Origin of the sequence: Herbaspirillum sp. 1130 (assembly GCF_017833835.1) — a bacterium.
Classification (GTDB): Bacteria; Pseudomonadota; Gammaproteobacteria; order Burkholderiales; family Burkholderiaceae_D; genus Herbaspirillum; species Herbaspirillum huttiense.
The window spans coordinates 170,550-185,744 of sequence record NZ_JAFICQ010000001.1 but is presented as its reverse complement, the minus strand read 5'-3'; the positions used below and the strand labels follow the sequence as shown (position 1 = coordinate 185,744).

14 protein-coding genes are annotated in these 15,195 nt (G+C 63.4%); 10 read left to right on the top strand and 4 right to left on the bottom strand.

From position 1 onward, the window contains the following. Window positions 1-82 precede the first annotated feature (82 nt). The 10 genes from fliL (at window position 83) to JOD78_RS00865 (ending at window position 9,310) form a co-directional block, all read left to right on the top strand. Window positions 83-598, top strand: coding sequence for a flagellar basal body-associated protein FliL (fliL, locus tag JOD78_RS00910; protein ID WP_121039749.1), 516 nt, complete (start codon window positions 83-85; stop codon window positions 596-598). A 29-nt stretch (window positions 599-627) separates the two neighbouring features. Beyond that, window positions 628-1,632 (top strand): flagellar motor switch protein FliM, encoded by a 1,005-nt coding sequence (fliM, locus tag JOD78_RS00905; protein WP_017450944.1) that lies wholly within the window; start codon window positions 628-630, stop codon window positions 1,630-1,632. Window positions 1,633-1,634: 2 nt separating this feature from the next. Further along, the gene (fliN, locus tag JOD78_RS00900; protein WP_121039746.1) at window positions 1,635-2,090 is read left to right on the top strand and encodes a flagellar motor switch protein FliN; all 456 of its coding nucleotides are present in this window, start codon (window positions 1,635-1,637) and stop codon (window positions 2,088-2,090) included. 19 nt (window positions 2,091-2,109) lie between these two features. Next, on the top strand, window positions 2,110-2,670 hold the full coding sequence (fliO, locus tag JOD78_RS00895; protein WP_227022626.1) for a flagellar biosynthetic protein FliO: 561 nt from the start codon (window positions 2,110-2,112) through the stop codon (window positions 2,668-2,670). Window positions 2,671-2,737: 67 nt separating this feature from the next. Further along, window positions 2,738-3,451: a flagellar type III secretion system pore protein FliP gene (fliP, locus tag JOD78_RS00890; protein WP_166675549.1), complete on the top strand. Its 714-nt coding sequence runs from the start codon at window positions 2,738-2,740 to the stop codon at window positions 3,449-3,451. An 18-nt stretch (window positions 3,452-3,469) separates the two neighbouring features. Then, on the top strand, window positions 3,470-3,739 hold the full coding sequence (gene fliQ, locus JOD78_RS00885; protein WP_034331685.1) for a flagellar biosynthesis protein FliQ: 270 nt from the start codon (window positions 3,470-3,472) through the stop codon (window positions 3,737-3,739). A 36-nt stretch (window positions 3,740-3,775) separates the two neighbouring features. Next, window positions 3,776-4,579 carry a flagellar biosynthetic protein FliR gene (fliR, locus tag JOD78_RS00880; protein WP_121039743.1) on the top strand — a complete coding sequence of 268 codons (804 nt, stop codon included), beginning with the start codon at window positions 3,776-3,778 and terminating at the stop codon, window positions 4,577-4,579. 132 nt (window positions 4,580-4,711) lie between these two features. Then, complete coding sequence (locus tag JOD78_RS00875) at window positions 4,712-5,926, top strand: efflux RND transporter periplasmic adaptor subunit (protein ID WP_134135253.1); 1,215 nt, start codon at window positions 4,712-4,714, stop codon at window positions 5,924-5,926. A 7-nt stretch (window positions 5,927-5,933) separates the two neighbouring features. Beyond that, window positions 5,934-7,898 (top strand): MacB family efflux pump subunit, encoded by a 1,965-nt coding sequence (locus JOD78_RS00870; RefSeq protein ID WP_121040360.1) that lies wholly within the window; start codon window positions 5,934-5,936, stop codon window positions 7,896-7,898. Window positions 7,899-7,909: 11 nt separating this feature from the next. Then, on the top strand, window positions 7,910-9,310 hold the full coding sequence (locus JOD78_RS00865; RefSeq protein WP_121039737.1) for an efflux transporter outer membrane subunit: 1,401 nt from the start codon (window positions 7,910-7,912) through the stop codon (window positions 9,308-9,310). A 114-nt stretch (window positions 9,311-9,424) separates the two neighbouring features. Here the strand turns inward: JOD78_RS00865 and flgL are convergent, their stop codons facing one another. The 4 genes from flgL to JOD78_RS00845 all read right to left on the bottom strand — a co-directional run bounded on the left by flgL (window position 9,425) and on the right by JOD78_RS00845 (window position 15,194). Further along, the gene (gene flgL / locus JOD78_RS00860; RefSeq protein ID WP_121039734.1) at window positions 9,425-10,558 is read right to left on the bottom strand and encodes a flagellar hook-associated protein FlgL; all 1,134 of its coding nucleotides are present in this window, start codon (window positions 10,556-10,558) and stop codon (window positions 9,425-9,427) included. Between the two features lie 20 nt (window positions 10,559-10,578). Next, the gene (gene flgK / locus JOD78_RS00855; protein WP_121039731.1) at window positions 10,579-12,900 is read right to left on the bottom strand and encodes a flagellar hook-associated protein FlgK; all 2,322 of its coding nucleotides are present in this window, start codon (window positions 12,898-12,900) and stop codon (window positions 10,579-10,581) included. A gap of 145 nt (window positions 12,901-13,045) precedes the next feature. Beyond that, window positions 13,046-14,017, bottom strand: coding sequence for a flagellar assembly peptidoglycan hydrolase FlgJ (flgJ, locus tag JOD78_RS00850; protein ID WP_034331587.1), 972 nt, complete (start codon window positions 14,015-14,017; stop codon window positions 13,046-13,048). A gap of 46 nt (window positions 14,018-14,063) precedes the next feature. Continuing rightward, window positions 14,064-15,194: a flagellar basal body P-ring protein FlgI gene (locus JOD78_RS00845; RefSeq protein ID WP_134135252.1), complete on the bottom strand. Its 1,131-nt coding sequence runs from the start codon at window positions 15,192-15,194 to the stop codon at window positions 14,064-14,066. Window position 15,195: the final 1 nt, after the last annotated feature.

Here is a 15,195-nt window from a genome sequence, read left to right as displayed (position 1 = left end):
GCGCAAGACTCAACAATGTGATTTGCCTGCCGATAAGCAGATAACCTCGCATACCGCGCTGACGAACTGAAAGGAACAGTAGATGGCAACAAAAGGAAAAGCCCCGGCCAAGGGAGCTGAAGCAGATGCAGCACCGGCAAAATCCAGCAAGAAGATGCTGTTCATCATCGTGGGCGCAGTGCTGGTGCTGGTCATCGGCGGTGCTGCAGCGTTCTTCATGATGGGTGGCAAGGGCAAGAAGGGTGATGATCACGCTGAAGAGAAGGTTGAAGCCAAGGCACCGACCTTCGTGGTGATCGAACCCTTCGTGGTGAACCTGCAGCAGGAAACCGGCGACCAGTACCTGCAAGTGGCAATGACCCTGCAAGTGCCGGACGGCCAGACCGCTGAAGCCCTCAAACTGTACATGCCGCAAGTGCGCAGCCGCCTGCTGATGGTGCTGTCCAGCAAGAAGGCCTCGGAGCTGCTGACCAGCGAAGGCAAGCGCCGCCTGACCGACGAGATCATCGACCAACTGGGCGAACCGTTCTCGGGCAAGGGCAAGGGACCGCAGATCACCGACGTGTTCTACACCTCGTTCGTGATCCAACAGCAGTAACACCGTATCGAAGTCAGAGATCGTCGACCATGGCCGAGCATTTTCTATCACAGGAAGAAGTCGATGCCCTTTTGAAGGGCGTGACGGGAGATGAAGACGAAGAAAAAATCGTCGAAGAAGCTCCTGGTACGGTACGTACCTACAACCTGGCCACGCAGGAACGCATCGTGCGCGGGCGCATGCCCACGCTGGAAATCATCAACGAGCGTTTCGCGCGTCTGTTCCGCATCGGCTTGTTCAACTTCATTCACCGTACCGCCGAAATCTCGGTCGGTCCGGTGAAGGTGTCCAAGTACAGTGAATTCATCCGCAACCTGGTGGTGCCAACCAACCTGAACCTGGTGCACATCAAGCCCTTCCGTGGCATCGGGCTGGTGGTGTTCGACCCGCAGTTCGTGTTCATGCTGGTGGACAACATGTTCGGCGGCGATGGCCGCTTCCACACCCGCATCGAAGGCCGCGAATTCACGCCCACCGAGCAGCGCATCATCATGCGCGTGCTGGAGATCACCTTCGAGACCTACGCCAAGTCGTGGGAACCGATCTATCCGATCGAATTCGAGTTCATTCGCTCGGAAATGAATACGCAGTTCGCCAACATCGCCACGCCCAACGAAGTGGTGGTTTCGACCACCTTCACCGTCGAGCTGGGACCGGTGTCGGGCGAGATTCACATCTGCACGCCCTATTCGATGATCGAACCGGTGCGTGACCGCCTCACCAGCAGCATGCAGGGCGAGGCGCTGGAAGTGGACAAGCGCTGGATCCGCCTGATGAAGCAGCAGATCCAGACGGCCGAGGTCGAACTGATCGTCAATTTCGGCACCGCCCGAGTCAATTTCACCGATCTGCTGCACATGCAGGTCGGCGACGTCATTCCGCTGCAGACCAATACGACCGTCGAGGCACAGGTTGACGGCGTACCGGTGATGGAATGCAGCTACGGCCAGTCCAATGGCCAATACGCCTTGCGCGTTGAAAAACTGCTGTCCATCACCCATCAAGAAACACCGGAAAGCTTTCAAGGAGATTAGTAATGGCTGATGAGAACGTAGCAGGCGCAGGCGCAGCGGAAGACGATCCGTGGGGCGCGGCCATGGCCGAGCAAACCGAGGCTGAAGAGGCGCAGAAAAAAGGCGAGATGGAAGACGAGAAAGGCATCACCGCAGCCCCTGCGATGGCCACCGTCTTCAAGGACCTGAGCGCCGCCGATATCAAGACCAACACTCCCAACGATATCGACTTCATCCTCGACATCCCGGTGCAGCTGACCGTGGAACTGGGCCGCACCAAGATCGCCATCAAGAACCTGCTGCAACTGGCACAGGGCTCGGTGGTGGAACTGGACGGCATGGCCGGTGAACCGATGGACGTGCTGGTCAACGGCTGCCTGATCGCACAAGGCGAAGTGGTGGTGGTCAATGACAAGTTCGGTATCCGCCTGACCGACATCATCACGCCGGCAGAACGCATCCGCAAGCTCAACCGCTGAGCGGGATGGCTTGAGTTTGATGAGACGTTTTTACGCAGCATCGATGTGGCAGGGCCTGCGCCGGATCCGTCCGGCGCCGATGTCGGCCCTGGTCTTCCTGGGGGGCAGCCTGGTGGCTGCCGCCCACGCCTGGGCCGACAATGCCCCCGCCGCAGCTCCGGCTGCAGCCGCGCCAGTGGCCGCCGGCGCTTCCCTTCCCTCTTCCTCCGGCAGTGTGTTCACCATGCTCTTCGGACTGGTGGCGGTGCTGGCCGTCATGGCCGCCGTCGCCTGGCTGTTCAAGCGCATGGGCCTGGCCAACAGCCTGGGCGGCAATGCCGTGGCCAAGGTGGTCGGGGGCGTGTCGGTCGGCACGCGCGAACGGGTGATGGTGGTCGAAGTGGGCGACCAGTGGATCGTGGTCGGCGTCGCTCCCGGCCGGGTCAATGCCCTGGCCACCCTGCCGCGCCAGGAAGGCGTCGCCGCCCAACCCGCCAGCGCCGGACCGGCCTTCGCCAGCTGGCTCAAGCACACCATGGACAAACGAAATGGCGGTGCCGGCAACGGCGACCGTCCGGGTAATGATGGCAGCACATCCTAAGCCGCAAGGCATTCTCTCTTTCCTGCTCCGCCGGAGCGGCGCGCTGCTGCGCAGCCGCTACTGGTGGATGGCGCTGCTGTGCCTGCCGCTGGCCGCTTCGGCCCAGCAAGGCCTGCCCGCGCTCAACAGCATGCCCGCCCCGGGCGGCGGTACGAATTATTCGCTGCCGATCCAGACCATGCTGTTCCTCACCTCGCTGTCGTTCATACCGGCGGCGTTGCTGATGATGACCTGTTTCACCCGCATCGTGATCGTGCTGTCGCTGCTGCGCCAGGCGCTGGGCACGCAGTCCACGCCGCCCACTCAGGTGCTGGTCGGCCTGTCGCTGTTTTTGACCTTCTTCGTCATGAGTCCGGTGTTCGACCGCATCTATACCGAGGCCTATCAGCCCTTCGCGGAAAACAAGATCCAGATGATGGAAGCCCTGGACAAGGGAGCCGCGCCGCTCAAGGAATTCATGCTCAAGCAGACCCGCCAGTCCGACCTGGCGCTGTATGTGAAGCTGTCGCGCGGTCCGGCCCTGCAAGGTCCGGAGGATGTGCCGCTGCGCCTGCTGGTCCCGGCCTTCGTCACCAGTGAACTGAAGACTTCTTTCCAGATCGGCTTCGCCATCTTCATCCCCTTCCTGATCATCGACATGGTGGTGGCCAGTATCCTGATGTCGATGGGCATGATGATGATGTCTCCGGCCATCGTCTCGCTGCCCTTCAAGCTGATGCTGTTCGTGCTGGTGGATGGCTGGCAGCTGCTGATCGGCTCCCTGGCCCAGAGTTTCTACTAGCCCAAGGCAAGGATACGTATGACACCCGAAAGCGTCATGACCATGGGCCGCCAGGCCATGGAAGTCACTCTCCTGATCGCCGCCCCGATGCTGATCACGGCCCTGCTCATCGGGCTGCTGGTGAGCATCTTCCAGGCCGCGACCCAGATCAACGAACAGACCCTGGCCTTCATTCCCAAGCTGGTGGGCGTGTTCCTGGCACTGATCATCGCCGGCCCGTGGATGCTGACCATCATCCTCGACTACATGCACACCATGTTCAGCGGGATTCCCGCCATGGTCCAGTAGGCCGGTCCGCCGGGCAGGCCCGGCGGCTCCTGATCCATGCTCACCTTCACCAGCCAGCAACTCTACGCCTGGGTCGCCATGTTCATCTGGCCGACCACGCGCATCCTCGGGCTGCTGTCCATCGCCCCGCCCTTCGGCAGCGCCAGCGTGCCGATGCTGGTCAAGATCCTGCTGGGCATCGCCATCGGCGCGGTGCTGGCGCCGGATGTGCCGATTCCCCCGGCCATCGATCCGATGTCGATGACCGGACTGCTGATCCTGCTGCAGCAATTGCTGATCGGCCTGTCCATGGGCTTTGCCATGCGCGTGGTATTTGCCGCCGTGGAAGCGGCGGGTGAACTGACCAGCTCGACCATGGGCCTGTCCTTCGCGGCCTTCTTCGATCCCCAGACACAGGGCCGTACGGCCGTCATCAGCCAGGTGTTCTCGCTGCTGGCCACCATGGTGTTCATCAACCTGAACGGCCACCTGCTGCTGTTGCAGGTGATGGCAGAGAGCTTCCACACCCTGCCCATCACGGGCGTGCCGATCACCACCGAGGGCTTCCATCAGCTCGGCCTGTGGGGGGCCAAGGTCTTCAGCATGGGACTGCAATTGTCGCTGCCGCTGCTGATCGCACTGCTCATCACCAACTTCGCCCTGGGCATCCTCACCCGCGCCGCGCCGCAGCTCAATCTCTTCGGGATCGGTTTTTCGATTACCATGCTGGCGGGATTCATCCTGATCGCCTTCGCCCTGCCCTATATGCTCACCCCGCTGCAGCGCTTCCTGTCCGATGGCGTGGAGATGGTCCGCCTGCTGGGCAGCGTGCCGCCGGTCAATGCGCTGCCCAAACCGTAAGCGGCAAGCTTTGCTTGCACAACATTTACGTCTGCTGACACACGCACGGCAGCGACGGCCTCACAATGACGCCTTTGCCTGCGGCACCGCTGTGCGTCCGGCCGACCCTGTGGCCGCCCCTCATTTTCTCGCATGAATATCGCCTACTTCCGCCGCCCCAAGATCCTGCTCCTGAGTCTCGCCGTCCTGCTGGCCGGGGGCTACCTCGTGCATCGCGCACTCACGCCGCCAGCGCCGCCCAGCTACCTGACCGCCACCGCGTCCGTGGCCGATATCCAGGACGTGGTCCTGGCCAGCGGCACCGTCAAGGCCTACAAGCAGGTCAGCGTGGGCGCGCAGGTGTCGGGCCAGATCAAATCGCTCAAGGTGGCGCTGGGCGAGCGCGTCAAGAAGGGCCAACTGGTGGCCGAGATCGATTCCCTGACCCAGGCCAATGCCCTGGCCAGCGCCGAATATTCGCTGCAGAACCTGCAGGCCCAGCTGCGCGCCAAGGAAGCCACGCTGAAACAGGCGCAACTGGCCTATGCGCGCCAGCAGATGATGCTGGCCGGCGACGCCAGCTCGCGCGAGAACTTCGAGACGGCCGAAGCCACCCTCAACTCCACCCGTGCCGACATCGCCGCCCTGCAGGCGCAGATCAAGGACGGGGCCATCAAGGTTGACACCGCCCGCCTGAACCTGGGCTACACCCGCATCACCGCTCCCATCGATGGCGAAGTGGTCGCCATCGTGGCCCAGGAAGGCCAGACCGTGAACGCCAACCAGTCCACCCCGACCATCATCAAGGTGGCACGCATGGATACGGTCACCATCAAGGCGCAGATCTCGGAAGCCGACGTGGTACGCGTCAAGCCCGGCCTGCCGGTGTACTTCACCATCCTCGGCGATCCCGAGCATCGCTACCGCACCACCCTGCGCGCCATCGAACCGGCACCTGACTCGATCCTGCAGGACGACACCACCACCAGCACCACCAGCACTACCACCAGCAGTTCCAGCTCGACGGCGATCTACTACAACGGCCTGCTGGACCTTCCCAATCCCGATGGCAAGCTGCGCATCTCGATGACCACCCAGGTCAACATCGTGCTCTCCGAGGCCAAGGACGCGCTGGTGGTGCCCTCCACGGCGCTGGGTGCAAAGGATGCCCAGGGCCGCTACACCGTGCGCGTACTGGATGCGCAAGGCCTGGCCCAGGAGCGCCAGGTGCGCACCGGCATCAATACCAATGCGCAGGTGCAGATCATCGAAGGACTGAAGGCCGGCGAGCGCGTCGTCACCGGCACCGCCGTACCGGGCACGGCGGACAGCAGCAGCGAACATCGCGGTCCGCCGCCGCGCATGTAAGGTGGCCATGACGACGCCATTGCTGCAACTGCGCGCACTGCGCCGCGATTTCCCGGCCGGGGATGACACCATCACCGTGCTTAACGACGTCAACCTCGACATCGCCGCCGGCGAAATGGTCGCCATCGTCGGGGCCTCCGGTTCGGGCAAGTCGACCCTGATGAACATCCTCGGCTGCCTCGACAAGCCCAGCGCCGGCAGCTACCTGGTCGCCGGCCGCGAGACCGGCAAGCTGGCCCCGGACGAACTGGCACAGCTGCGGCGCGAGCATTTCGGTTTCATCTTCCAGCGCTATCACCTGCTGTCGGACCTGGATGCCACCGCCAACGTGGAAGTGCCCGCCGTCTATGCCGGCCAGGAACCGGCACAGCGCCGCCAGCGCGCCGCCCAGTTGCTGGCGCGGCTCGGTCTGGCCGACCGTGGCCACCACAAGCCCGGCCAGCTCTCGGGCGGGCAGCAGCAGCGTGTCTCGATTGCGCGCGCGCTGATGAACGGCGGCGACGTGATTCTGGCCGACGAACCCACCGGCGCGCTGGACAGCCACAGCGGCCACGAGGTGATGAACATCCTCAAGGAATTGCACGCCGAAGGCCACACCATCATCATCGTCACCCACGACATGCAGGTGGCCAGCAATGCCCAGCGCATCATCGAGATCAAGGATGGCCTGATCATCGCGGATCGCCGCAACAACGCCCCCGAAGCGGCAGCGGTGCGCGGCATCATCAAGCAGGAGCGCCAGCAGCACCGGCAAGCCAGCGCCTGGCGCGCCGCGCTGGACCGCTTCAAGGAAGCGCTGCGCATGTCGCTGCTGGCGATGAACGCACATCGCCTGCGCAGCTTCCTGACCATGCTGGGGATCATCATCGGCATTGCCTCGGTGGTCTCGGTGGTCGCCCTGGGCAGTGGCTCGCGCGAACAGATCCTGTCCGACATCAGCTCCATGGGCACCAATACCATCGACATCTTCCCCGGCACTGATTTCGGCGACATGAAGTCCGCCGCCATCCGCACCCTCACGCCAGCCGATGCCGCCGCCCTGGCTGAACAGAATTACGTGGACAGCGTCACGCCCAGCGTGTCCACAGCATCCTCGGCGCGCTACGGCAACATCTCGGTCACGGCCACCATCAATGGCGTAGGTGAACAGTATTTCCGCGTGCGCGGACTGAAGATGGCACAGGGCATGAGCTTCGACAACGACAGCATCCGCCGCCAGGCGCAGGAAGTGGTGATCGATGCCAATACCTACAAGAAGCTCTTTCCCAACGGCGGCAATGCGCTGGGTGAAGTGATCTTCCTCGGCAGCGTGCCGTGCCGGGTGATCGGCGTCACGCAGAAGCGCGAGAACGGTTTCGGCAACAACAGCTCGCTCAATGTCTGGGTGCCCTATACCACCGCCATGACGCGCGTGATCGGCCAGCGCTACCTGAGCGGCATCACGGTGCGGGTCAGCGACAAGGTCCCCGGCGCGGCAGCGGAGCAAGGCATCACCCAGCTGATGACGCTGCGCCATCGTACCAAGGACTTCTACATCTTCAACACCGACAGCATCCGCCAGACCATCGAAAAGGCCACGGCCACGCTGACCCTGCTGGTGTCGATGATTGCGCTGATCTCGCTGGTGGTCGGGGGCATCGGCGTGATGAACATCATGCTGGTCTCGGTCACCGAGCGCACCCGCGAGATCGGGGTGCGCATGGCGGTAGGTGCGCGCCAGGGCGACATCATGCAGCAGTTCCTGATCGAAGCGGTACTGGTCTGCCTGGCCGGCGGCTTGCTGGGCGTGCTGCTGGCGCTGTCCTTCGGGGCGGTGTTTGCGCACTTCGTCAGCAGCTTCCACCTGATCTATTCCACTGCCTCCATCGTCAGTGCCTTCGCCTGCTCTACCCTGATCGGCGTGGTGTTCGGCTTCCTGCCGGCGCGCAATGCTGCGCGCCTCAATCCGGTGGATGCCCTCGCCCGCGAATGAAATTGCCCGTCATGTCCAAGTTCCTGTCCTTCCCTCCTCCTTCCCGCTTCGCGCTGTTGCTGGCGCTGGCCCTGCTGGGCGGCTGCAGTTCGCTGGTGCGCACGCCCTACACCGCGCCAGTGACCCAGACCCCGGCCGCCTGGCAACAACGCGACCCGGCCGCTGCCGTCAACGCCAGCCGCTGGTGGCAAGGCTTCGGCGATGAGACCCTCAGCGCCCTGATCGATGAGGTCCTGCGCAAGAACAACAACCTGGCGCTGGCGACCATCAAGGTCCGACGCGCCCAGTTGCAGGCCGGGATCGCCAATGATGCCTTCGTCCCGGCGCTCAGCGGACAAGTGGGCAGCACCGCCAGCAAGGCGCTCGATGGCAATCGCCAGACTGCCCGCAGCAGCCAGAACTCGCTGAGCCTGTCCTATGAAGTCGACCTGTGGGGCCGGCTGGGTACCAACTACGACGTGGCCCGCTGGGAAGTCCTGGCCACCGAGCAAGACCGCGTGGCCACGGCGCTCTCGCTGGTCGGCACCACCGCCAACCTGTACTGGACCGGTGCCTACCTGAACCAGCGGCTGCGCACTGCCGAACAAAGCATCGCCTACGCGCAGAAGACCCTGGACCTGATCAATACCCAGTACCGCGCAGGGGCGGTGTCGTCAGTGGATGTGCTGACCGCACAGCAGAACCTGCTGAGCCAGCAAGCCAGCTATACCGAACTGGTGCAGCAGCAGGTGGAAAATGACAATGCCCTGGCCATCCTGTTCGACAGTCCGCCCGGCCAGCGCCGCAGCCTGCCACCGGCGCTGCCGGAGCAGCCCCTGCCGGTGCTGGAGGCGGGACTGCCGGCCGAACTGCTGGCGCGGCGTCCGGATCTGCGGGCGGCTGAATTGCGGTTGCGCGAGTCGCTGGCCAACGTCGACCTGACGCGCGCCAGTTTCTATCCGAAGCTGAGCCTGACCGGATCGCTGGGGACCAGCAGCGACGCCTTGCTGCGCCTGGTGCAGAATCCGGTGGCCTCGCTGGCGGCGCAGTTGAGCCTGCCGTTTTTGCAGCAGACCCAGATGAAGCTGCAGATCAAGGTCTCGCAGGCCGACTATGAGAGCGCCGTCACCCAGTTCCGCCAGACTCTGTACGCCGCCTTCAGCGACGTCGAGAACGCCCTTTCGGCGCGCACGCAATACGCTCGGCAGCAGGCGCTGCTGGCGCGCAACGTCGAGGTGGCACGGGCAGCCGAACAGCTCTACGAACTGCGTTACCGGGCCGGCTCGGTGACCTTGCAATCCTGGCTGGATCAGCAGGACAAACGCCGCAGCGCCGAGAACACGCTGGCACAGGTCCGCCTGAACCAGCTGAAAAACCAGATGACGCTGTACCAGGCCCTGGGCGGCGATGCCCGTGCGACTCCGCCGCAATGAGCGGCGGCAGTTTGTGTCCGCAGCAAATGAAAAGGCGAACCCGCGGGTTCGCCTTTTTTGCATTTTCCTTCACGGCGATCGGCCTGGAACGCCGTCGCTGTGAAAGTAAATTCATTATTTCAGGTAATTCAGCAAAGTCAGGCCACTGGTGGTGACGAACACCTTCTGCGCCGCCGACAGATAGGTCTGCTTGAGCGTCAGGTCGCTGATCAGCTCGCTGGTATCGGACAGGTTGCGGCCCAGCAGGTTGTTGATGGTCTGCGTGTAGTTTTCCTTGTTGACTTCACCGGCGGCGTCGAGGTTGTCCAGCTCGTTCTGGCGCGCGCCGATGGATGCCTTGACGGTGGACACGCTGCTGGAGATCGAGTCGATCTGGGTGTTGAACTGCGCCAGGTTGCGTGCCAGTGCCGCCTGGCTGCCGACCACCGGGGTACGTGCCGCATTGGCCGCATCCGACTGCAGCTTGAGTGCGGCGGTCGAGGTGAACTGCGCCTGGTAGCCCGGATCGTCCGGCTTCATGGCATCCAGGGTAGCCTGGGCCGCCTTGTAGGCGGCGATCGGGGTCTGGCCGCTGCCAGCGGGATAGACGTAGTTGTTGGCGGCCGTGTCATCGGCCTTGTTGGCGGCTTCGGTCACCGGCACCGACAAGACGTTGATCAGGTTGGTCATGGTCTTGAAGATGTCCTGACCATTGCCCTGGAACACCGTCTGGCCCGAGGCGCTGACATCCATCTGGCGGGTCGAGTCCACCTGCAGCGTCATGGCCCCCTGGTCGCCGTTGTAGACCACGCCGCCGGTACCATCCAGCGTGAAGGGTTGCGTCGTGCTCTTGAAGCCGGAGAAGATGTAGTTGCCCTGCCCGTCCTGGGCATTGGCATAGCCCAGCACTTCGTTGAGGTTGCCCTTGATCTCGGACGCCATGTTGATACGCTCGGCGTTCGAGTAGGAGGCATTGCCGGCCGTGATGACGTTGGATTTCAGCTTGGTCAGCATGTTGGTCAGGCTGTCCAGGGTTCCCTGCACGGTCGACAGCGCGCTGTTGGCGTTCTGGCGATTGGTCTTGTACTGGTCGTTGAGGGCCGAGGTCTGGGTCATGTCCAGGGCGCGGGCGGCAGCCACCGGATCATCCGAGGGCAGCAACACCTTCTGCTGCGCCGTCACCTGCTGCGTCAGCTTCAGGATCTGGCTCTGCATGCTGGTCAGGTCATTGTTGCTCGACTGATAGAGCATCTGGGTGCTAATACGCATGGTCGTCTTCCTTTAACTGATTAACCGCCCAGGGTGAGCAGGACATTGATCATGTCGCTGGCGGCCTGGATGATCTTGGCCGCGGCCTGGTACTGCTGCTGGTTCTTGATCATCTGCGCCAGTTCCTCGTCCTGGTTGACCCCGGACTCGGACTGCTGCTGGGCCTGGATCGCCGTCAGGCGCGTCTTCTCGGCCGTGTTGGTGACGTTGATCTCGTTGGTCTTGTTGCCGATGGTGGCCACCAGCTGCGAGTAGGAACCCTGGAAGCTGGTGCCATTGATGGTGTTGGCCGTCTGCAGGTTGGCCATGGCCAGCGCGTTGCGGTTGTCCGACGCGGCGCTGGTGTTGGCGGCAATGGTGAACTGGTCGCCATTGGACGGCTGGCCCGAAATCTTGAACTTGACGCCGCTGATCTCGTAGGTGTCGCCAGCGGTATAGGCCAGGCTGGTGGCACCGCCTGCGATGGCGGTGGTGGTGCCATCCTGGTGGGTGATGGTGCCGCCACCAGCAGGCACGGCCGGCGAAATGGTGAACGCCGGCGGCGTGGCCGCGGTGTTGTAGGTCAGCGTGGTCGGCTTGGTCAGCGGCGTGGTGGTGGTCAGGTACGCCGCCGTGACCGAACCGGTGTTGATCGTCGCCGTGCCCTTGTTGGCCGCCACCGGCGCGAAGTTGAACTTGTCGCCGGCCGACGGTGTGCCGGTCAGGGAGTAAGTCACGCCTCCGCTGCTGATGGTCATGCCCGGCGTGTAGTTGAACGCCGTGCCGGCTGCCACCGAACCGGTGGTGCCGTCCGGATTGGTATAGGTCACCGCAGGTGCCGGCGTTGCTCCGGTCCAGGCCGCCGTCAGTTGCACCTGGGTGCCGCTCAGCGAAGCCGTGAAGGCGACCGAGGAGCCCTGCTTGAAGGTGGTCGGATCCAGCGAGGTGTTGGAGATGATCGCATTGCCGGTATTGGTGCCCGGCGTGCTGGCATTGACGTTGTTGGTGGCGTTGATCGCGGTGGTGATCGGCGCGGCCGTGGCCAGCAACTGGGTATTGTTGAGCGCCAGCGAGAAGGCAGCTGCGCCATTGGCGGTCGGCTGGATCTTGTAGGTGTTGCCGCTGGCCATGGTCGGCGCGCCGCCCGGGGTCGCACCGTTGGAGTAGGTCACGCCATCGAGCGTGACCGGGAAATCACCCGCGACCTTGACGGTCTTGGTGTTGTCCGACAGCCGGGTGAAGGTGTAGTTGGTGCCGTCATAGCTCAGCGTGTAGTCGCTGGTGCTCAGCGCCGAGGGATCGCTGATGGTCGACGTCAGGTTGGTCGTCCCGGTATTGCCGGGGAAACCGATCAGGTTGGGCGAGCTGACGTTGAACATGGCCGTGCCGGCATTGCCGTTCTGGTCCAGGCCCAGCTTCTGTTGCTGGTTGAAGGCCGTGCCCATGGCGATGGCGATGCGCCCCAAAGCGTTCTGGGTCGGATCCAGCGTTTCCGTGCGGTACTTGAGCAGACCGCCCAGGCTGCCGCCGTCATAGAAGAAGCTGTCGGGAATCGTGACCGTGCCGCCGCCCGCAGTGACCTGGCCGATCTGCAGACGCGAGACATCGGTAGGCGAATTGGTCACCACCATCTGGGTGACCTGGTCGCCCGTCACCAGCGCCTGGCCGGTGCCGATGAACACGCTCACCGCGCCGGTATCCTGCGGCACGGTGGTGATCTTGACGTACTTGTTCAGCTCGGACACCAGCTGGTCGCGCTGGTCCAGCAGATCGTTGGGCGGCTGGCCGCCACCGGTACCGTTGGCATTGACGATGGCCTGGTTCAGCTTGGCGATCTGCTGGGCATAGGAATTGATGCTGGTCACCGTGGAGGTGATCTGGCTGTTGACGCTGGCGCTGCTCTGGGCCAGCTGGTCATTGATGCTGGAGACGCGCGCTACCAGGGTCGACGCCTGCGACAGCACCGACTGGCGCGAAGCCTGGGTATTCGGGTTGGAGGCCAGGTTCTGGACTGCCGCAAAGAAATCCTGCAGCGCGGGCGACAGGCCGGCCTTGGTATCGGCCACCATGTTGTTGATCTGCGAGATCTGGGAGTAGTACGAATCCAGCGAACTGGCCGAACTCTGCGAGGCCAGCGCCTGCTTGGTCAGGAAGTCGTTGTAGATGCGCTTGATCTCGGTGACCTGGGTGCCCTGGCCGACGAAACCGTAACCGTAGTTGATGCCGCCGGCCGAGCTTTGCACGACTTCCTGGCGGTTGTAGCCGGGAGTGGTGGCGTTGGAGATGTTGTGGCTGGTGGTGGCCTGCGCCGCCATGGCCGCCTGCAACGCGCTTTGCCCGATACTGAAGATGTTAGTTGCCATGCTAGGTTGTCGTCCCTGAAAGCTTTTAGCGGAATAACCAAGTCAACGGCAGGATTGACCAAAACTTTAGAGGGTCCGGTCCAAATTTGTTTCCGGCCGGAACCGATGAGCTTGCCGCCCGGACACGCCCTGCGGCGCTGAAAAATCAGGCCGAGAGCGACTGGCGGATGATGCGCGAAAGCTTCTCCGCATAATGCGGATCGGTCGCATAGCCGGCGCGCTGCAGCCCATAGGCGAAGCCGTGGGCATCCTGGGCGCTGGCCAGTACCTTCTCGTAGCGCGGATTGCTGCGCAGCAAGTTGGCGTAATCCTTGAAGGCATCCGCATAGGAATCATAGGCGCGGAATTTCTCCACGCGCTTCTGCGGTTTGCCGTTGATGTATTCGATGGTGGTGGCCTCGACCACCTTGCCGGTCCAGTTGCCGGTGGCCTTGATGCCGAACAGGTTGTGCGCCGAGCGGCCATCGCGCGTGACGATTTCCTTCTTGCCCCAGCCGGTTTCCAGCGCGGCCTGCGCCAGCATGAACTTGGCCGGAATGCCGGTCATCTTGCTGGCCATTTCGGCGTCGGCCTGCAGGCGGTTCTGGAAGGCTTCGACGTGGGCCGGCTTGTTGGAATTGCGGCGCTGCTTGTTGCGGCCATCCTGGTCCGTACTCTCCGCCGCCTGCTGGCTGGCGAAGCTCTGGATGAACTTGGCGCGGTCGGCATCGCTCATGTCCTTGACCAGCGGAATACCCATCGGCAAGCCCTCTTCGCCCGGCAAGGGATTGCCTTCCAGGTCCTGCGCGTCCGGCAGTTTCTTGGGCAGCGAGGCCGAGAGCTGGCGCGTCAGCACGTCAGCCAGGCCCACGCCGCGCTGGGCCAGGCTCTGGCTCAGCTGCTGGTCCAGCATGGAGGTAAACATCTTGGTCTGTTCGTTGTCGAACGGGCCGTTCTGCGGGGTGGCATCCCGCATGCTCTTCATCACCATGTTCAGGAACAGCGCCTCAAATTGCTTGGCTGCGCCCTTGACGGACTCCGGCGTGTTCTGCTTGGCAGCCTCACGCAGGCCGTTCAGCCCATTCGCATCGACGGCAAGTCCCTCGGTCGGATTGGATGGGTTGATCTTGTTGAGCATGGATTACCTTGGAGGAAAGCGTTGGGTGTCGGATCAGTCCGGAGCGTCAGATCACTTCGAGTTCTGCGCGCAGCGAACCGGCCGCCTTCATGGCCTGCAGGATGGCCAGCAAGTCCTGCGGCGTGGCACCGATGGCATTGAGCGCCTTGACCACATCGGACAGCGAGGCCCCGCCCTTCAACAGCATGACCTTGCCCGGCTCCTTGTTGATCGAGACCTGGGCATTCTGCACGCCCGCGGTCTGGCCACCGGCCAGGGCATTGGGCTGGCTGACCGCATTGTCGGCCTGGATCACCACCGACAGGTTGCCGTGCGAGACCGCGCAGGTATCGAGCATCACGCTCTGGTTCATCACCACCGAGCCGGTACGTGCATTCAGGATCACCTTGGCGGCCAGCTTGCCGGGGGTGACATCGACGTTTTCGAGCGCGCCGAGGAAGGCCACGCGGTCGCCGCTGGAGATCGGTGCGCGCACCCGGATCACGCGGCCATCCTGGGCCACGGCGGTATCACTGCCAAAACGCTTGTTCAGTGCATCGACCACCCGGCTGGCGGTCGAGAAATCATTGTCGTTCAGTTCCAGCATCACCATGTCGCCGCCACCGAGGGAACTGGGCACCGCCCGTTCCACGGTCGCACCGCCCGAGATGCGGCCTGCCGACAGCTGGTTGATGACGGTGCTGCTGCCGGCAGCCGAACCGCCGGCACCACCGACCACGATGTTGCCCTGGGCGATGGCATAGATCTGGCCGTCCGCACCCTTCAGGGGAGCCATCAGCAGCGTGCCGCCGCGAATGCTCTTGGCGTTGCCGATGGAAGAAACCGTCACGTCGATCAGCTGGCCCGGCTGCGCGAAGGCCGGCAAGGTAGCCGTCACCATCGCTGCCGCCACGTTCTTCAGCTGCATGTTGCTGCTGGTGCCGCTGGGCACGTTCACGCCCAGTTGCTGCAGCATGCTCACCACGCTCTGCACCGTAAAGGGTGTCTGTGTGGTCTGGTCACCGCTGCCGTCAAGACCTACCACCAGCCCGTAACCTACCAGCTGGTTCTGACGCACGCCCTGGATGCTGGCCAGGTCCTTGAGGCGCTCGGCGTGGGCCGGCGCGGCAGCGGCCACGCACAGTGCGGCCACGGCAGCAGCCGACAGGAGCTTGCTGCCCATCCTGATCATGTCCATG